This window comes from Micromonospora sp. WMMB235 (genome assembly GCF_001855515.1).
Classification (GTDB): Bacteria; Actinomycetota; Actinomycetes; order Mycobacteriales; family Micromonosporaceae; genus Micromonospora; species Micromonospora aurantiaca.
In genome coordinates, this window is the sequence record NZ_MDRX01000001.1 from 2,373,347 (window position 1) to 2,390,524 (window position 17,178).

Annotated in this window: 15 protein-coding genes and 1 riboswitch; of the genes, 6 read left to right on the plus strand and 9 right to left on the minus strand. The window is 73.3% G+C overall.

The genetic code is table 11. The features are described from left to right. Positions 1 to 36 precede the first annotated feature (36 nt). The 4 genes from BFV98_RS09595 to BFV98_RS09610 form a co-directional block, all read right to left on the minus strand. On the minus strand, positions 37 to 1,719 hold the full coding sequence (locus tag BFV98_RS09595) for a glycosyl transferase family 1 (RefSeq protein ID WP_071095905.1): 1,683 nt from the start codon (positions 1,717 to 1,719) through the stop codon (positions 37 to 39). After that, positions 1,716 to 2,741 carry a Gfo/Idh/MocA family protein gene (locus BFV98_RS09600; protein WP_013285263.1) on the minus strand — a complete coding sequence of 342 codons (1,026 nt, stop codon included), beginning with the start codon at positions 2,739 to 2,741 and terminating at the stop codon, positions 1,716 to 1,718. Before BFV98_RS09600 ends, BFV98_RS09595 begins: the two co-directional genes overlap by 4 nt. After that, positions 2,738 to 3,847 (minus strand): DegT/DnrJ/EryC1/StrS aminotransferase family protein, encoded by a 1,110-nt coding sequence (locus BFV98_RS09605; RefSeq protein WP_047890854.1) that lies wholly within the window; start codon positions 3,845 to 3,847, stop codon positions 2,738 to 2,740. Before BFV98_RS09605 ends, BFV98_RS09600 begins: the two co-directional genes overlap by 4 nt. A 151-nt stretch (positions 3,848 to 3,998) precedes the next feature. Next, the gene (locus BFV98_RS09610; RefSeq protein WP_013285261.1) at positions 3,999 to 4,631 is read right to left on the minus strand and encodes a TetR/AcrR family transcriptional regulator; all 633 of its coding nucleotides are present in this window, start codon (positions 4,629 to 4,631) and stop codon (positions 3,999 to 4,001) included. Between the two features lie 155 nt (positions 4,632 to 4,786). Between BFV98_RS09610 and BFV98_RS09615 the strand changes: the two genes are divergently transcribed. From BFV98_RS09615 to BFV98_RS09630, 4 genes are all read left to right on the plus strand, one after another. After that, the gene (locus BFV98_RS09615) at positions 4,787 to 5,689 is read left to right on the plus strand and encodes an ABC transporter permease (RefSeq protein ID WP_013285260.1); all 903 of its coding nucleotides are present in this window, start codon (positions 4,787 to 4,789) and stop codon (positions 5,687 to 5,689) included. Further along, positions 5,682 to 6,482 (plus strand): ABC transporter ATP-binding protein, encoded by an 801-nt coding sequence (locus tag BFV98_RS09620; RefSeq protein ID WP_013285259.1) that lies wholly within the window; start codon positions 5,682 to 5,684, stop codon positions 6,480 to 6,482. Before BFV98_RS09615 ends, BFV98_RS09620 begins: the two co-directional genes overlap by 8 nt. Positions 6,483 to 6,586: 104 nt before the next feature. Next, a complete protein-coding gene (locus BFV98_RS09625; RefSeq protein WP_013285258.1) occupies positions 6,587 to 8,089 on the plus strand; it encodes a bifunctional cytidylyltransferase/SDR family oxidoreductase in 1,503 nt (500 codons plus the stop codon). Positions 8,090 to 8,108: 19 nt separating this feature from the next. Continuing rightward, on the plus strand, positions 8,109 to 9,785 hold the full coding sequence (locus tag BFV98_RS09630; protein WP_013474729.1) for a CDP-glycerol glycerophosphotransferase family protein: 1,677 nt from the start codon (positions 8,109 to 8,111) through the stop codon (positions 9,783 to 9,785). A 36-nt stretch (positions 9,786 to 9,821) separates the two neighbouring features. On the opposite strand, the gene BFV98_RS09635 is transcribed toward BFV98_RS09630, so the two are convergent. The 5 genes from BFV98_RS09635 to BFV98_RS09655 form a co-directional block, all read right to left on the minus strand. Further along, positions 9,822 to 10,568: an alpha/beta fold hydrolase gene (locus BFV98_RS09635; RefSeq protein ID WP_013474728.1), complete on the minus strand. Its 747-nt coding sequence runs from the start codon at positions 10,566 to 10,568 to the stop codon at positions 9,822 to 9,824. Positions 10,569 to 10,973: 405 nt separating this feature from the next. Then, a complete protein-coding gene (locus BFV98_RS09640; RefSeq protein WP_176921687.1) occupies positions 10,974 to 11,828 on the minus strand; it encodes a C39 family peptidase in 855 nt (284 codons plus the stop codon). 192 nt (positions 11,829 to 12,020) lie between these two features. After that, positions 12,021 to 12,163: riboswitch (cyclic di-AMP (ydaO/yuaA leader) on the minus strand. 308 nt (positions 12,164 to 12,471) lie between these two features. Beyond that, complete coding sequence (locus tag BFV98_RS09645) at positions 12,472 to 13,236, minus strand: hypothetical protein (protein ID WP_071095909.1); 765 nt, start codon at positions 13,234 to 13,236, stop codon at positions 12,472 to 12,474. Between the two features lie 135 nt (positions 13,237 to 13,371). Then, complete coding sequence (locus BFV98_RS09650; protein WP_013285254.1) at positions 13,372 to 13,716, minus strand: hypothetical protein; 345 nt, start codon at positions 13,714 to 13,716, stop codon at positions 13,372 to 13,374. A gap of 80 nt (positions 13,717 to 13,796) precedes the next feature. After that, on the minus strand, positions 13,797 to 15,014 hold the full coding sequence (locus BFV98_RS09655) for an acyltransferase (protein ID WP_071095911.1): 1,218 nt from the start codon (positions 15,012 to 15,014) through the stop codon (positions 13,797 to 13,799). Positions 15,015 to 15,169: 155 nt separating this feature from the next. On the opposite strand from BFV98_RS09655, the gene BFV98_RS09660 reads away from it, so the two are divergent. Both BFV98_RS09660 and BFV98_RS09665 read left to right on the plus strand, forming a co-directional pair. After that, complete coding sequence (locus tag BFV98_RS09660; protein ID WP_071095912.1) at positions 15,170 to 16,495, plus strand: polysaccharide pyruvyl transferase family protein; 1,326 nt, start codon at positions 15,170 to 15,172, stop codon at positions 16,493 to 16,495. 40 nt (positions 16,496 to 16,535) lie between these two features. Continuing rightward, on the plus strand, positions 16,536 to 17,171 hold the full coding sequence (locus BFV98_RS09665) for an alpha-ketoglutarate-dependent dioxygenase AlkB (RefSeq protein WP_013285251.1): 636 nt from the start codon (positions 16,536 to 16,538) through the stop codon (positions 17,169 to 17,171). The last annotated feature ends 7 nt before the right edge of the window (positions 17,172 to 17,178 follow it).

Sequence of the window (17,178 nt, forward strand, 5' to 3'; positions counted from 1 at the left end):
CGTTGACGGTGCGGGCGTGGGTGGTGGTCGGGCGGGTCACCGGAGGAAGGCGTCGAAGACCTCGGCGGTGCGCCGCCCGTCGTGGTGGTCACGGACGTAACGGGTGCCCTCCGCGGCCAGGGCGACCGCGGCGGGCCGGTCGTCGAGCAGCGACTCGATGGTCTTGACGAGGGTGCCGGGGGTGGCGTTGGCGATCGGCGGCTGGATCCCGGCGGCCCGGTGCGGCCCCTCGCTGAGGTACGCCACCACGACCCGGCCGGCGGCCATCCCCTCGCAGGAGAAGGTGCCGTAGCTGCCCATCACCAGCTGGTCGACCACGATGTCGCACTCCTGCACCTGGCGCCGCATCTCGTGGTGCGGCAGCCCTTCCACCAGGCGCAGTTCGATGATCCGTCGATCGTGCAGCTCCTGCAACCGGGGCAGGAGCCGGTCGGTGCCCTTGGTCCACCGCTTCGACGGCGCGTGCAGCACCACCGGCCGGGCGCGTTCCAGCACCGGGCGGTCGCAGGCCCAGGCGTCCACGTCGACGATCAGCGGCGCCCACGTGGCGGACGGCACGTCGTCCAGCAGGTCGGGGGTGGTCACGAAGAACGGCAGGCCGCTCTCCTCGGCGGTGCGCCGGTTCCGCTCGGCGACTGTGGTGAGCTGCCCGATCAGGTCCGCCGGGGCGTCCCGGAACGCGGACTCGGCGTGCCGCTCCAGGTGCGCGCCCGGATGGCGGATCTCGCTGCCGTGCGCCAGCAGCGCGACCTTGAGCCGGGCCCGGCGCAACGCGGGCAGGTCCGCGGCGATGTCGTCGCCGTTGGCCCGGCCGAGCACCGGACGGAACGCGTCCACGATCAGGTGGGTGTACCAGCCGAGCACCCGCTCGGCCCGCGCGATCTGCACGTCGAGCCGGTGCTCGCCGGGGTAGTTCAGGTAGCGGTCGGCCGGGTAGCGGTAGGTGGCCGGTGGCTTGGCCATCACCAGTTCCACGCCGACGTCGGCGCGGGCTGTGGTGATCGCCACCGCCAGGGCGGAGAGCTGCCCGGCGTAGTTCGCCGTGCCCAGCCCCAGCCGGATCGGCCCGGCGCCGAGCGGACGCCACGGGCCGGGCGTGCCGGCCTCGATCGGCGCGACCGGCGGCTCCTGCGCGGGAGATGCCTCGTCGCCGCCGCGCTGCCGGGCCCGTTCCACCGCCTTGGTGAACGAGGGCAGCGAGCCGGGCGCGAAGAATTCGCCGCCGCCGTGCCGGGCCAGGTGCTCGCGCGTCACCCGGCTGTCGGCGGCGACCACCCGCAGCCCGGCGGCGAGGAAGGTGTCCAGCAGGTCGAGACCGGCGTCCGGGTCGAACCCGAACACCGCCACGTCCGCCGGGGCGAGGAACGCGGCCGTCACCGTACGCGGGCGCGGCACCACGTGGACCCGGCGGCGCGCCTTGCCGGCGCGGCGGGTCAGGTCCTGGGCCGACGCCCGCTCCGCCTCGTCGCAGACCAGCGCCAGGTGGAACTCGGGCAGCCGGACGAGCGCGCGCAGCACGCCGTCCAGCGCCCGGTCGCCGGTGATCCCGCCGGCGTGCACCAGCAGCGGCGTGCCGGCGGGGAGTTCACACCGTTCGCGTACCGAAGGGGTCTGCCAGGGCCGCGCGCCGGCGGCGGCCCGGCGGAGCGCGATGCGCCACCGCCGGGGAATCCGCCGCCGTACCGCGGAGACCGTCCGCCGCACCGGCGCCGGGCTCATCGCAGTGCCGGCTCCGCGTCGCTGCCGCTGGCCGCGACGGACACGACCTTGCCGTCGGCGGACGACTCCAGCAGGGCGGCCGCGACCTGCACGGTACGCAGACCCTGCCGCAGCGTGACGATGTCGCTCTGCTTGCCCTCGACCGCGTCCCGGAAGCGCTCGTGCTCGACCAGCAGCGGCTCCCGCTTCGGGATCGCGTAGCGGACCATGTCGCCCTCGGCCACGCCGCGGAACGCGCGCAGCGCCTCCCACTCGGTGTCGATGGCGGCGTTGGCGTAGAAGGTCAGGTCGGCGGTGAGCGTGTCGGCCACGAAGCAGCCCTTGTCACCGGTGACCACAGTCGACCGCTCCTTGAGCGGGCTGAGCCAGTTCACCAGGTGGTTGACCATCGTGCCGTCGGCGAGCTGGCCGACCACGGCGACCATGTCCTCGTGCAGCCGGCCGCTGCGCGAGACGGTGCGGGCGGCGACCGAGCTGTACTGCTGGCCGGTCACCCAGGCGGTCAGGTCGATGTCGTGGGTGGCCAGGTCCATCACCACGCCGACGTCGGCGATCCGGTGCGGGAACGGGCCCTGGCGCCGGGTCACGACCTGGAACACCTCGCCCAGCTCGCCCGCCTCCAGGCGGGTGCGCAGGCTCTGCAGCGCCGGGTTGTAGCGCTCGATGTGCCCGACGCCAGCGACCAGGCCGGCGTTCTCGAACGCCTCGACCAGCCGGGTGGCGGCGTCGACGGACTGGGCGAGCGGCTTCTCGATGAGCGCGCAGACGCCGTTGGCGGCCAGCTCCATGCCGATCGGCTCGTGCAGCGCCGTCGGGCAGGCCACCACCGCGTAGTCGACGCCGAGGGCGAGCAGGTCGCTCAGCTCGGGTACGACGGGCGCGCGCAGCGTGCCGGTCACGTCGCCGGCCGGGTCGACCACGCCGACCAGCTCGACGCCGTCCAGGTTGGACAGCACGCGGGCGTGGTTGCGGCCCATCGCGCCGAGGCCGATCAGGCCGGCCCGCAGCTTCCGTCCGCTCATCGGGCACCCCCGGCCAGGTTCGCGCCCTCGGCGATCCGCTCCAGGTCGGCGGGGCTCAGCGACGGGTGCACCGGCAGCGAGACCACCTCGGCGGCGGCCCGCTCGGTCTCCGGCAGGTCCCACGCGCCCGGCTTGCCGTCGGCGTTGAGGTACGGCTTGAGCCGGTGGATCGGGGTCGGGTAGTAGACCGCGTTGCCGATGCCCAGCTCGGTGAGGCGGGCCTGGGCGGCGTCCCGGTCGGCCCGCACCCGCACGGTGTACTGGTGGTAGACGTGCTTGGCGCCGTCGGCGACGGGCGGGGTGACCATGCCGGTGATCGCCGAGTCGAGGAACTTGGCGTTGGCGCGGCGCTGCTCGGTCCACTCGGCGAGCTGGGTGAGCTGCACCCGGCCGATGGCGGCGGCCACGTCGGTCATCCGCATGTTGGCGCCGACGATCTCGTTGGCGTACCGCTGCTCCATGCCCTGGTTGCGCAGCAGCCGCAGGGTCCGGGCGAGGTCCGCGTCGGCGGTGGTGATCATGCCGCCCTCGAGGGAGTGCATGTTCTTCGTCGGGTAGAAGCTGAAGCAGCCGGCGGTGCCGAACGCGCCGACCGGGGTGCCGTTCAGCTCGGCGCCGTGCGCCTGCGCGGCGTCCTCGACCACTGCGAGGCCGTGCTGCTGCGCGATCGCCATGATCCGGTCCATCGCGGCCGGGTGGCCGTAGAGGTGCACCGGCATGATCGCGACCGTCTTCGGCGTGATCGCCGCGGCGACCGCCTCCGGGTCGACGCAGAAGCTGCCCGGCTCGATGTCCACGAAGACCGGCTCGGCGCCGACCAGCCGGACCGCGTTGCCGCTGGCGGCGAAGGAGAAGGACGGGACGATGATCTCGTCACCCGGGCCGAAGCCGAGCGCCATCAGCGTCAGCTGGAGCGCGGAGGTGCCGGAGTTGACGGCGACGCAGTGCCGGCCGCCGACCAGGTCGCCGAACTCCTCCTCGAACGCGGCGACCTCGGGGCCCTGCACGACCCGGCCGCTCCGCAGCACCCGGACGGCCGCCTCGATCTCGGCTTCGCCGATGATCGGCCGTGCGGGGGGAATGAACTCTGGATGCGGCCCGACCATGGGGCTTCCTCCTGTCGACGCGTGGTTCATGAGAGACATTTCGGGGGATGGTACCGGTCTGTCGGGAAAACCAACGGGTTGCACTGATTGTCCGACCGGATGTGACCTTCTGTTCATGATCGACGACGGCCCTCCGGGGGCGGCCCGGGGTTCAGACTTCCACCTCGTCGCGTACAGGCCCCACGCATGCTACCCGCAGAGCGGCGACGATCGCGGCCGCCATCCGGGGCACCTCGGTGGGCTCCAGCGGGGCCCGGGAGATCGCCATCCGCCAGTAGACCGGGCCGACGATGAGATCGACGGCGGCGCGCCGGTCGGTGTCCGCGGACAGCTCACCGCGCTCGACCGCCCGGCCGATCAGGATCCGGCCGATGGCCTGCTGGTAGTCGTCCAGGGCGGCCTGCAGCTTCTCCGCGATCTGCGGGTTGCGGGCCGCCTCGGCCAGCAGGTCCGGGATGATCTGCGCGGCCAGCCGGTGACGCAACGCACGCGCCATCACGTGCAGCAGGATCTCCAGGTCACCGAGGAGGCTGCCGGTGTCCAGCAGCGGGATGTTCCGCCCCGCCACCGCCGAAACCATGTCCAGCACCAGGTCGAGCTTGGAACGCCAGCGGCGGTAGATGGCGGTCTTGCTCACACCGGCCCGGCGGGCCACCGCCTCGATGGAGAGGCGACCGTAGCCCACCTCGGCCAACTCCTGCATCACGGCGGCGCGGATGGCACTGGTGATCTCCCCGCGCAGCACCGCCGCGCCGGCCGGGGCACGCCTCTTCTCGGTCGTCACGTGGAACAATGTAGCGCAACGACGGTACGGTTGCGTCCCGACGTTCGGTGGACTACCTTCCATGCAGCAGCGAGGCGGCTCCTCCCCGCCCGGCCACGCTGGATCTCATTCACCGCACTGCTCCCCATCAGCACGAAAGATCGGAGCGCCTGAACATGGCCAACACCGCGGTGGCCGACCCCGAATCCGGACTGACCCGGGCCCAGCTGGCCCAGCGGTACGGGCTACGGGTGGCCGGGGAACGACCCGCCCTGGGCGAGTACGCCCGCAGGTTGTGGGCGTACCGGCACTTCATGACCGCGTACTCGCGGGCGAAGGTCGCCTCCTCGCTGAGCAACACCCAGCTCGGTCAGCTCTGGCAGGTGCTGACACCGCTCACCAACGCGGCGGTCTACTTCCTGATCTTCGGCGTGATCCTGGCCCAGCACCGGAACGTGCCGAACTTCATCGCGTACCTGTGCACCGGCATCTTCATCTTCATCTTCACCCAGACCGCGGCGTCCAACGGCACCAGCGCAATCACCGGAAACCTGGGCCTGATCCGGGCGCTCCAGTTCCCGCGGGCCGCGCTGCCGATCACCGTGACGCTGGTCCAGCTCCAGCAGCTGCTCATGTCGATGGTGGTGCTGGCCGCGATCGTGCTGCTGACCGGCGAGCCGATCACCTTCCGCTGGGTGCTGATCGTCCCCATGCTGCTGCTCCAGACGATCTTCAACGTCGGGCTGAGCATGGTGATGGCCCGACTCGGCTCCAAGGCCACCGACCTCAAGCAGGTCATGCCGTTCGTGATGCGCACCTGGCTGTACGCCTCGGGCGTGCTCTACCCGGTGGCGCTCATCCGCGAGCACCTGCCGAACTGGGCGGCGAACATCCTGGAGTGGAACCCGCCGCTGGTCTTCATCGAGCTGGCCCGCTACGCGCTGCTCGACTCGCACCAGCCGAACCTGATCAGCTCCCCGCTGAAGCTGTGGGCGATGGGCCTGTTCTGGGCGGTCGTGATGGGCATCGGCGGGTTCGTCTACTTCTGGCGCGGAGAGAAGGAGTACGGCCGTGGCTGAGCAGACCCTGCCGCTGAACGCCGGCCCGGTGACCGACTCGGGTCGCGTCCCCACGGTGGTGGTGGACGACGTGCACGTGATCTACCGGATCCACAAGGGCGCGAGCGGCGGCACCACCCCGGTCTCCGCGCTCAAGCGGATCGTCTCCCGCACCAAGGCGCCGAACATCCGCGAGGTGCACGCGGTCAAGGGCGTGAGCTTCACCGCGTACGAGGGTGAGGCGATCGGCCTGATCGGCAGCAACGGCTCCGGCAAGTCCACGCTGCTGCGCGCCATCGCCGGGCTGCTCCCGCCGGCCCGCGGCGCCGTCTACACCAAGGGCCAGCCGTCGCTGCTCGGCGTGAACGCCGCGCTGCTGAACGACCTGTCCGGCGAGCGCAACGTGGTGCTCGGCTGCCTGGCCATGGGCATGCCGCCGGAGGAGGTCAAGCGGATCGCCCCGGAGATCATCGAGTTCTCCGGGATCAACGAGCGCGGCGACTTCGCCTCGCTGCCGATGCGCACCTACTCCTCCGGCATGGGCGCGCGGCTGCGCTTCGCGATCTCCTCGGCGAAGAAGCACGACGTGCTGCTCATCGACGAGGCACTGGCCACCGGCGACCGCAAGTTCCGGGTCCGCAGCGAGCAGCGGGTCCGCGAGCTGCGCGACAGCGCCGGCACGGTCTTCCTGGTCAGCCACTCGATCGGCTCGATCCGGGACACCTGCGAGCGGACCATCTGGTTGGAGAGCGGCGTCCTGAAGATGGACGGCCCCACCAAGGAGGTCTGCGACGCGTACGAGAACCAGAAGTAGCGCCCTGGAGCGCACCGCACCGGGTTCCGCCCGGAGCGGTGCGCTCCGGCGTACGCGTTAAGGTTTTCGGATCCATCCCCTTTCACCCAGAGTGAGGTACGGCAATGACGCAGGACCACACCACCGCACCGGACGCCGCGCCGGCGAGCCCGGCACCCTGGCGCCCCGCGCGTACGGTGGCCGTGATCCTGGCCGGGGGGACCGGCACGCGCCTCGGGCTGGGCATCCCGAAGCAGCTCCTCAAGATCGCCGGTAAGCCGATCATCGAGCACACCCTCGCCGTCTTCGAGGCCGCGCCGGAGATCGACGAGATCATCGTGCTGATGGCCACCGGTCACGTCGACGACGCGCGGCGCATCGTCGCCGACGCCGGCTTCCGCAAGGTCACCAAGGTGATCGAGGGCGGCGAGACCCGCAACGACACCACCCGGATCGCGCTCGACGCGGTCGGCGAGGGCGACGTCAACATCCTCTTCCACGACGCGGTCCGCCCGCTGGTCAGCGCCCGGATCGTGCGCGAGTGCGTCAACGCGCTCTGGACGTACTCGGCTGTCGACGTGGCCATCCCGTCCGCCGACACGATCATCCAGGTCGACGCGGACGACTGCATCACCGATATCCCGGTCCGCTCCCGGCTGCGCCGCGGCCAGACCCCGCAGGCGTTCCGCTCCGGCACCATCCGCGAGGCGTACCGCCGCGCCGAGGGCGACCCCGACTTCGCCGCCACCGACGACTGCGGCGTGGTGCTGCGCTACCTGCCCGGCACGCCGATCAAGGTGATCGACGGCTCGGACGAGAACATCAAGGTCACCCACCCGGTCGACGTGCACCTGGCCGACAAGCTGTTCCAGCTCGCCGCCGCGCAGGCGCCCCGGCTGACCGACCACCGCAGCTACGCCGAGGAGCTGACCGGCCGGACCATCGTGGTCTTCGGCGGCAGCTACGGCATCGGCCACGACCTGGCCGAACTGGCCCGCGGCTACGGCGCCCAGGTCTTCCCGTTCAGCCGCTCCACCACCGGCACGCACGTCGAGCGCGCCGAGGACGTGGCCGCCGCGCTGAAGACAGCGTTCGAGGCCACCGGCCGGATCGACCACGTGGTGGTCACCGCCGGCATCCTGGAGAAGGGCGCGCTGGCCGAGATGGACTCCGAGACGATGGACCGTCTCCTGCACGTCAACTTCGTCGGGCCGGTCACCATCGCGCGCCAGTCCCTGCCGTACCTCCAGCAGACAAAGGGCCAGTTGCTGCTCTACACGTCCAGCTCCTACACCCGGGGCCGGGCCCGCTACGCGCTCTACTCGGCCACCAAGGCCGCGCTGGTCAACCTGACCCAGGCGCTCGCCGACGAGTGGGCCGAGTTCGGCGTACGGGTCAACTGCGTCAACCCGGAACGCACCGCCACCCCGATGCGGACGCGGGCGTTCGGCGAGGAGCCGGAGCACACGCTGCTCTCCTCCGAGGCGGTCGCGCAGGCGTCCCTGGACGTGCTGATCTCCGACCTGACCGGCCAGGTGGTCGACGTGCGCCGGTCCCCCGGCGAGCAGGTGGCCGCCGTGCCGGCGCAGCCGGGCCCGCACCGGTCCGAGCTGTCCGCCGACGCCTGAACCCGACGGGACGTACCAGATGCGTGGTGACCTGGTCCGCAAGCTGCTCGCCCGGGGGCTAACCACCGGGCTGGCGGTGCTGGCCTTCCTCGTCGTGGCGCTCACCGGCGCCACCGGCTGGGGCCTGGCCCTGGCGGTCGCGGCGCTGGCCGCCACCGCCTGGGAGCGCCGGGTCCGGCCGTCCGCCGACGGGCTCGCCGAGACGGTGCTCGTCGCCGCCGGCATCCTGGTCGGCTACGCCCGGCGCCTCGACGACGGGTTCGACCCGGCACTCGCCGCCACCGCGCTGGTGCTGCTCGGCCTGGTGCTGCTGGTCGGCCCGCTGCGGCAGGCCGGCGCACTGGAGATCCGGGCGGCGAACCTGCCGGTCCGCACGTGGACACCCGTGGTCGCCGCCCGGCTCGGCGACGCGCTGCTGGTGCTGCTCGCCGTGGTGGCGCTCGCCGCCGCCCTGACGCTGCCCGCCTGGACGGCGCTGGTCGCCGCACTGCTCGTCGGCGCCGGATGCGGTGCGGTCGCGCTGGACCTCGCCCGGCGCCGGTTCCGGCCGCCCGCCGGAGGCGGCCCGGTCGGCCGGGCACTGCGCCGCCATCAGCCCGAGTTCGTGCTGCACTTCTCCGCGCCACCCGGCTCGGAGTACCAGGTCACCATGTGGCTGCCGTACCTGGAACGGATCGGCCGCCCGTTCGTGGTGGTGCTGCGCGAGCCGGAGCTCCTGCCCGCGGTGGCCGCCGCCACCCGCGCGCCGGTGGTCCTCTGCCCAACCCTGAAGGCGCTCGACGAGGCGCTGGTGCCCAGCCTGCGGGTCGCGTTCTACGTCAACCACGGCGCGAAGAACGCCCACCTGATCCGGTTCAACCAGCTCACCCACGTGCAGCTGCACCACGGCGACAGCGACAAGGCCCCCAGCGCCAACCCGGTCTCGGCCATCTTCGACAAGATCTTCGTGGCCGGGCAGGCCGCGATCGACAGGTACGCCCGCGCCGGCGTGGAGATCCCCGCCGACAAGTTCGTCGTGGTCGGCCGGCCCCAGGTCGAGGCGATCGAGGTACGCCGGGAGCCGGTCACCTCGCCGGCGCACCCCACGGTCCTCTACACCCCGACCTGGACCGGGCACCACGCCGACGCGAACTACTGCTCGCTGCCGGTGGCCGAGACGCTGATCCGCCGGTTGATCGACAGGGGCGCCGCGGTGATCCTGCGCGCCCACCCGTACACCGGCAAGAACCCGGCCTCGGCCCGCCAGCTCGCCCGGCTCACCGAACTGCTCGCCGCGGACCGGGCGAAGACCGGCCGGCCGCACCTGTGGGGCGCCGCCGCGGCCCGCGAGCTGACGCTCACCGAGTGCGTCAACCGCGCCGACGCGCTGGTCTCCGACGTGTCAGGGGTCATCTCCGACTGGCTCTACTCCGGCAAGCCGTACGCGGTCACCGACACCGGCGCCGACGGCGAGCACTTCGTCGAGCGGTTCCCGCTCGCGGCGTCCGGCTACGTGCTGCGGCGTGACATGTCCAACGTGGACGAGGTGCTCACCGACCTGCTGGACGCCGACCCGAAGGCGGCGCAGCGCTGGACGGCGCGGACCCGCTACCTGGGCGACTTCCCCGCCGACGCCTACGCCGAGGCGTTCCTGTCCGCCGCCCGCCGCGAGCTGGAACCCGACTGGGCGGTCCCGGCGCCGCGCGCGGCCGGCTAGAAACGCGGGCGGCCCGTCGCGGGCCGGCTCGCCCGCTCAGAGGTACGGGTCGAGCAGGGCGAGCACCGCCTCCGGGTCCTCGACGTGCGCGTTGTGGCCCAGCCCGGGCAGCGTGGCCACCGGCACGCCCAGTTCCTTGAGCTGCGCGTCGGTCACCATCGGGTCCAGCTCGCCCCGGGCCAGCAGCACCGGCACGTCGGTGGCGGCCAGCAGCACCGGCAGCCGGGGCTCCCCGACCGCGAACGCCGCCGGGTCCATGGCGAGCCGCCAGCGGCCGTCCTCCCGCCGCAGCCCCGCCTCCACCACCGGATGGTCCGGGGCGAACAGCCCGGCGAGCCCGGACACGCGCAGGTAGCGGCGGGCCGCCTCGTCACGGGTGGCGAACCAGGTGACCGGCCGGGCGGCCAGTTCCGCCGACTTCGCCAGCTCGGCCGGGGACCAGACCGCCTTGATGCCGAGCCCGACCACCGCGTCGACCGGAAGCCCTCGCTGCCGGGCCGCGAGCGCCAGCGCCACCACCCCGCCGAGCGAGTGCCCGAGCAGCACCAGCCGGTCCTCGGGGCCGAGCCGGACCGGGCCGAGCCCGTCGACCACGCGCTGGGCCAGGGCCTCGAACGAGTAGCCGTCGAGCGGCGGCGACCAGCCGTGACCCGCCAGGTCGGGGGCGAGCCAGCGGCCGGGCCAGCGGCGTTCCAGCAGCGGCGCCCAGGGCAGCCACACCTCGCCTGTGGCACCCATGCCGTGCAGGAGAATCAGGTGCCGCTTCCCCGTCGCATCGCCCATTGGCGCAGTCTGCCACCGCCCGCCCCGGACACGCGAGACCGAACCCGCCGACCCACCCCACCCTCGCCCCGGCTCGCCCACACCCCGCCCCCGGTCCGCCCTCGCCCCCGCGCCGCCCTCGCCCCGCGCCGTCCTCGCCCCTGGCGCCCCCTCGCTCCGGCTCCGGCCGCCCACACTCCCCCCACCGTCGATCTTGGAGTTGTGGCACCTTCCATAGCGGGCGAGCCAGACAAACTGGGCGCCACAAGTCCAAGATCGGCGCGCCAAGGCCGCATGAGGGCCGCGCCGGGGCCGCGCCAGGGCCGGGCGGGGCGAGGGGCGAGGCGGGGACGGGGGCGAGGGAGGGCGGGACGGGGAAGGCCGGCACCCCGGGATGGGGTGCCGGCCTTCGGGCGTGCGGGACGGTCAGGCGGAGTAGCCGCGGCTGGCGATCCAGTGCGCCAGGTCGATCGTGGTGATCCAGTACGAGGGCAGCGACGGGTCGGCCGAGTCGGCGATCCGTACGGTCCGGCCGTCGTCCTTGTAGCCGACCACCGCGACGTAGTGGCCACCAGGGAACGAGTGCCAACCGCCGTTGGTGTCGGTGGCCGTACCGGCGACGTTCGCGACGACCCCGCGGCCGTTGCTGATCGCCTCGACCACGTCGGCCTGGAGGCGGTCCATCTGCGCCGGGGTGGCCGAGCCGGGAATCATGCGGGTCCGGTACGGGTTGCCCTTGACCTGCTGGTTGAGCACCCGAGTGGTGTCCTCGGCCGAGTTGGTGCCCATCTCGGTGGTGCCGAGGGGGCCGGCGAGCGCGTCCTGGCTGCGCTCGACGCCGGCGGCGCTGAGCGCGTTGCGCACGGCGGCCGGGCCGCAGTAGAAGTAGTTGATCTGGGCCTGGTAGTCGTAGTCGAGCGACTTGCTCGACGGCGGCTTCGGCTTGGCCTTGGGCGTGGTGTCCGGGTCGGCCGTGACCTTGGCCGACGGGGAGGCGCTCGGCGACGCGCTGGGCGAGGCGGAGGCGCTGGGCGACGCCTGCGGTACGGCGATGCGGGCCTCGCTGCGGCTGGCGGGCTGCTCGCCGAGGCGGGCGGCGCCGAGGTCGGCGACCGCGGCGGTGTTCTCCTGGACCGGGGCGTCGTCGCCGGCGGTGGCGACGGTGCCGGCGCCGGCGGCCAGCACGAGCGCGGCGGCCGATCCGGCGATGATCTGGTACGGGCGTTCGGTGACGATCCGTCGCAGCTGACGCTTCAGGTGGTGCTTCACGAAATCCTCCACGGGGCGTGAGCGGCACACGCCGGCCCGGCACGCGGAGGAACTCACACGTGCTGGCGGGGCCGGATGGCCGGGGGATCGGGAACGCCCGTGATGCCGGGCGCCCAGGGGGCGGTTGCCGGTCGCGCGTCAGGCGCGCGCGGGCACCGCTTCGCCGTGGAGGCGGGGGGACGATCGAGGGGTGGGCACGCGGGGTACTCCTTCCGTGGCCGCCGACCGGGTTAGCTGACGGATTCGGGCGGGAAGTACGCCCTACCGCGGGCCGTGGGCTCGCGGATTCACCCCGATGGTGCTCATGGGTCCCCGGTTCGTGGAACACGATTAGGCGGGTCGGTGCGGCGTCGCCGTCGGCGATCGATTACCGCATCGGACGCGCCGACACTACCGGTGGGTATGTCCCCTGCCAAGCGCTCCCACCTGCGTAAACGTGATCCGTGGTAACGGATTTCGGAACACCCGGTTACTGACTTCACTCAATGGGACAAGCAGTTTCGACGGCGCCCGGCGGCGGAAAGCGGACAGACGACGACCACCCGGCCTGCAATCGCGATACTCGATGACCCGTTCTGCGCCCGGCGCCCGTTTCGGTGAACCGGGTGACCGGGCTCACCACGTTCCGGGTAACGATTCGGTCGAGATGGCCGTCTCAGCCGACCCGGGCCGGGCGCCAGCGGGCGTTACGGACCGACGCGGGCACCGGCTGGGCGCTCGGCGTCGCGCTCCGGTACGCCGGGGCGGGCCGCAGCGCCACTGTGGCCGCGTACGCCTCGGCGGCGAGTGTCCGGGCGGCCTCGGCGGCCAGTTCCGCGTCCCGCCAGGCTGCCCGCTCCCGCGCGGCGGCGCTCTCCCATCCGGCCCGGCGCCCGTCCCTGACGGTGCGGGCCAGCACGATCTCCTGCTCGGCCGGGTGCCGGCGCGGATCCCACCCGTTGCGGCGCGCCAGCACGTCGGCGAGCTGACGGGCGGTCAGGTCGCCCCGCCAGTGCGCCGTCATGGCGGCGTGGCGCAGCCAGCGCTCCCGGGCCGCGTACTCCGCAGGGGTTCGTGGCGTGCGCGGCGCGGCCAGCGCGGCGGCGCCGGCGAGGCGGCGGGCGGCGGCGTCCGCCTCGTCGTACGCGGTCCAGGCCCGGTCCGCCTCGTCCTGCGCGGCCAGCCACTGCTCCCGGCGGCGACGGGCCGTCTGGGCGGCCCCGGCGGCGGCCACCGCCACCTCCTCGGCGTACCGGGTCAGGTCGTCGCGGCGGGCGGCGTCGGCGTCGGGCGGCTCGGGGGCGGTCTCCGGCGCGGGGTCGCGTTCGGGCCGGGCGACGAGCGCGGCGAGCAGGCCCAAGGCGAGCAGCAGGAGGAAGGACCAGATGGCGGCGGCCTCGGGCACGGAGGTGAGGAAGTGGTACAGAGCGGTCTGCGACATGGTCGGCACCTCACGGGAAGGACCTGGCGGGAGGACCCGCACGACCTCGCCGGGGCGGGCCGGTGGAGGGCCGCCGGGGCGGGTGCGGGGATGACGTGCGGTGGGTGCGGAGAACGGGCGCGGCCCGTGAGCGGGTCAGCGGGCGGGCGGTGCCCGCGGGCCGGCCGGTGCGACGGCCCGTCCGGCCGGGACCGGCTCCACGACGGCCGGGGCGGCCGCCCGGGGCGCGGGCGCCGGAACCCCGGCGGGAGCGGCCTGCCGCTCGGCCACGCGGTCGGCCTCCGGCCGCGTCGCGGTCGAGGCGCCGGTGACCGTGTACGTCGAGGCGGCGACCGCCGGAGCCGGGGCGGCAGCGGCGACACCGGCCGGCAGCGTGGCGGCGCCGAACGAACAGGCGACGACCACGGCGAGACTGGCGAGCATCCGGGCGGTCCAGCGCGCCACCCACCACACGGGGCAGGTGAGCGCGATCGGAAGCACGGGTACAAATTACCGCCGATCCCCCACGAACGCACCGCCGCACGGCGTGTCGCGGATCGACCGGCGGACGTGTGCGCGTGTCAGTCCGGGCGACGCCGCCCGGCGTACTCGATGTCCTCGGCCGGACCGGTGACGGGCCTCGCGCCGCCGTCGGCGGCCGGGCTGGTGGCGGCCTCGGCGGGCTCGCGCGGAGCCGGCACGGCCGGTGCGCGCGACGCCGCGCGGGCCCGGCGGGACGGGCCGAGCAGGCGCATCATCGGTGTCTCCACCCAGCGGTGGAGCGCGGCGGCCAGCGCGAGCGTGACCACCAGGAAGCCGAGCACCGCGACCGGGCCGCGCCAGCCGGGCAGCCCGGTCCCCCAGTGCCCGGTCAGCCGCAGCACTGTGACCATGACGAGCACGTGCACCAGGTAGAAGGCGAACGAGACCTCACCGAGCCAGACCATCGCCCGGGACCGCCAGGGGGTGGGGCGGCCGCGCACGTCGGCGTCCGCCGCGGCGGCGATGACCAGCAGGTACGCGACAGCGAGCAGCGCCGCCCAGAACTCGGCCGGGATCCACAGCGCGGCGATCACCCAGGTGGCGACGAAGATCCCGGTGGCGGCGGCGAGGTTCGGTCCGCGCCAGCGGTGCCGGCGCATCAGCTCGGCGGCGGCCACGCCCATCCAGAACTCCAGCGACCGGGTCACCGGGAAGATCTGGGTGAACCACCACCGCTGCTCCTCCGGCACGAGCTGCTGGCCGGGCCACAGCGCCAGGATGAGCAGCGGCGCCGCGACCAGCACGGTCCGCAGCACGCCGGTACGGGCCCGGCGCAGCCACGGCACCACGAGCGGCAGGCACAGGTAGAAGGCCAGCTCGCAGGAGAGCGACCAGCTCACGTTGTTGACGCTGTAGAAGTAGCCGCCCAGCGGGATCCACGCCTGGACCAGGAAGAAGTTGGCGATCGCGGCCCACGGCACGACCGGGTCGGCGAACCAGGCTGCTACGGCCAGCGCCGCGACGAACGTCACCACGTGGTTCGGGTAGATCTTGGCGAACCGGCGGCGCAGGAACGTCCACGCGCGCTCCCCGTCCCGGTACGACCAGACCAGCACGAACCCGCTGAGGATGAAGAAGAACTCGACGCCGGACAGGCCCAGGCTGAACGCCTTGTCGACCAGGGGCTTCAGGTGCGGCTCGGCGACGATCCCCATGGTCCCGGCGTGGAAGCCGAAGACCAGCAGCGCGGCCACCCACCGCAATCCGGTCAGCGACGGCAGTCGCGGGGCACGGGTGACGGTCGGCGCGCTGGTCATTCCGGGCACCCTACCCCGGGGAACCGGGACGTTCCCGGCGAGCCGACGTCCGCTCGGCTCCGCGCGGGCGGCGGATAGGATTTCCGTTCTGCACGCGCGGGCACCCACCCGGCTCCCGCCCGCACGCCGTGCCGTACGGAAGGTGAGCGAACCGGATGCACCAGCGGATCCTGCTCCGCGCCCGCAAGGGCCCGTTCGACGTCCTCACGCCCGAGGAGACGTTCGCCGGCAACTGGATCGGGGACAACAGCGGCAACCTGGTCTTCAGCCACGCCGCGCACAAGCTGCTCGCCACCTCCTCGGCCGAGATCACACCGACACGCACCCCGGCCGACCCGCGTCTCGCCGACGAGATCAACGAACGCCACGACGTGTTCGTCGTACCGCTGGCGAACGCGTTCCGGCGCAGCTTCGTGCACCGCCTGACGCCGCTGACCCGGCTGATCGAACGGCTGAAGATCCCGGTGGTGGTGCTCGGCGTCGGCGTGCAGACGAACGTCGACGGCGACCGCGAGTACCTGCGGCCGATCGACGAGCCGGTCCGCGCGTTCTGCAAGGCCGTGCTGGACCGGTCGCACAGCATCGGCGTACGCGGCGAGGTGACCGAGAGCTACCTCAACGCGCTGGGCTTCTCCGACGTGGAGCAGATCGGCTGCCCGTCGATGTTCCTGCACGGCGACACGTTCCAGCTGGAGAAGAGCCGCCCGGAGCTGACCGCCGACTCGAAGGTCGCACTGACCATCTCCCCGTACGTCCGCTCGATGGCCGCGGTGGTCCGCCACCACCAGGAGCGCTACCCGAACCTCTGCTACGTGCCGCAGGACCTGCGCACGCTCGGCACCCTGCTCTACGGCGACGCGCCCGAGCACCGGGGCCAGAGCAGCGACATCCCGCTGCACACCTCGCACCCGCTGTTCGCCGAGGACAAGGTGCGCATGTTCGTCGACCCGTGGACCTGGATGTCGCACCTGTCCGGGTACGACTTCGCGTTCGGCACCCGCATCCACGGCACCATCACCGCGCTCGTCGCGGGCACGCCCGGCTACCTGTTCGCGCACGACTCGCGCACCCTGGAACTGGCCCGCTACTTCGGCATCCCGCACCGGATCATGCGGGACGTGCCGGCCGACGTCGACGCCGCCGACCTCTACGCGGAGGCCGACTACACAGCGCTCAACGACGGCCACAAGGCCCGCTTCGAGACCATCACCGCGTTCCTGCGCAAGCACGACCTCGGCACCTCGTTCGCCGACGGCGACAGCGCCGCGCGCTTCGACCGGCAGGTCGGCGAGACGGTGTTCCCGCCGGCCGTCCGGCCCGCCGCCGCCACCACGCCGGCCGAACTGCTGACCCGCATCGAACGGCTGCGCGACGAGAACGCCACGCTTACCGCCACCATCGACGCGCTGCGCTCGCAGCAGCTCCGGGAGCGGATCAAGCAGGCCGTCCCGGGCAAGGTCCGCCGGATGCTGCGGCGCTGATCGTCGTACGCCTGTTCGAGAGCGGGGTACGATCGGCTGCGTGTCCGACGCGTACCAGCCCTCGATGCTCGACCTGGCCGAGCAGGGCCCGACCCTGGGCCCGCTCGCCGGGGCGCTGCGCCGGCACGAACTGAGCCGGGGCGCCTGGGTCGATCACCTGCCCGGCTGGGTGCGCGGCTCCGACGAGGTGCTCGACACGCTGCGCCACGACGTGCCCTGGCGGGCCGAACGCCGGACCATGTACGACACCGAGGTCGACGTGCCCCGGCTGCTCTGCTGGTACGCCGCCGGCCGGCCGCTGCCGCACCCGGTGCTCACCGCGGCCCGGGACGCGCTCACCCGGCACTACGCGCCCGAACTGGGCGAGCCGTTCGTCACCGCCGGCATGTGCCTCTACCGCGACGGCCGCGACAGCGTGGCCTGGCACGGCGACACCCTGGGCCGCTCCGCGCACACCGACACCATGGTGGCGATCGTCTCGTTCGGCTCCCCGCGCGCGCTGCTGCTGCGCCCGCGCGGCGGAGGCGGCGGCAGCCTGCGGTTCCCGCTCGGCCACGGCGACCTCGTGGTCATGGGCGGCTCCTGCCAGCGCACCTGGGAACACGCGGTGCCGAAGACCACCCGGCCGGTCGGCCCCCGGGTCAGCGTCCAGTTCCGTCCCACCGGCGTCGCCTGAGCCGGGG

Bases quoted from the DNA above. Each gene is read 5' to 3' on its own strand.
- BFV98_RS09605 (WP_047890854.1), bottom strand. From the start codon at position 3,847: ATGGTCGGGCCGCATCCAGAGTTCATTCCCCCCGCACGGCCGATCATC.
- BFV98_RS09630 (WP_013474729.1), top strand. From the start codon at position 8,109: ATGCGTGGTGACCTGGTCCGCAAGCTGCTCGCCCGGGGGCTAACCACC.
- BFV98_RS09635 (WP_013474728.1), bottom strand. From the start codon at position 10,568: ATGGGCGATGCGACGGGGAAGCGGCACCTGATTCTCCTGCACGGCATG.
- BFV98_RS09595 (WP_071095905.1), bottom strand. From the start codon at position 1,719: ATGAGCCCGGCGCCGGTGCGGCGGACGGTCTCCGCGGTACGGCGGCGG.
- BFV98_RS09600 (WP_013285263.1), bottom strand. From the start codon at position 2,741: ATGAGCGGACGGAAGCTGCGGGCCGGCCTGATCGGCCTCGGCGCGATG.
- BFV98_RS09625 (WP_013285258.1), top strand. From the start codon at position 6,587: ATGACGCAGGACCACACCACCGCACCGGACGCCGCGCCGGCGAGCCCG.
- BFV98_RS09645 (WP_071095909.1), bottom strand. From the start codon at position 13,236: ATGTCGCAGACCGCTCTGTACCACTTCCTCACCTCCGTGCCCGAGGCC.
- BFV98_RS09615 (WP_013285260.1), top strand. From the start codon at position 4,787: ATGGCCAACACCGCGGTGGCCGACCCCGAATCCGGACTGACCCGGGCC.
- BFV98_RS09655 (WP_071095911.1), bottom strand. From the start codon at position 15,014: ATGACCAGCGCGCCGACCGTCACCCGTGCCCCGCGACTGCCGTCGCTG.
- BFV98_RS09660 (WP_071095912.1), top strand. From the start codon at position 15,170: ATGCACCAGCGGATCCTGCTCCGCGCCCGCAAGGGCCCGTTCGACGTC.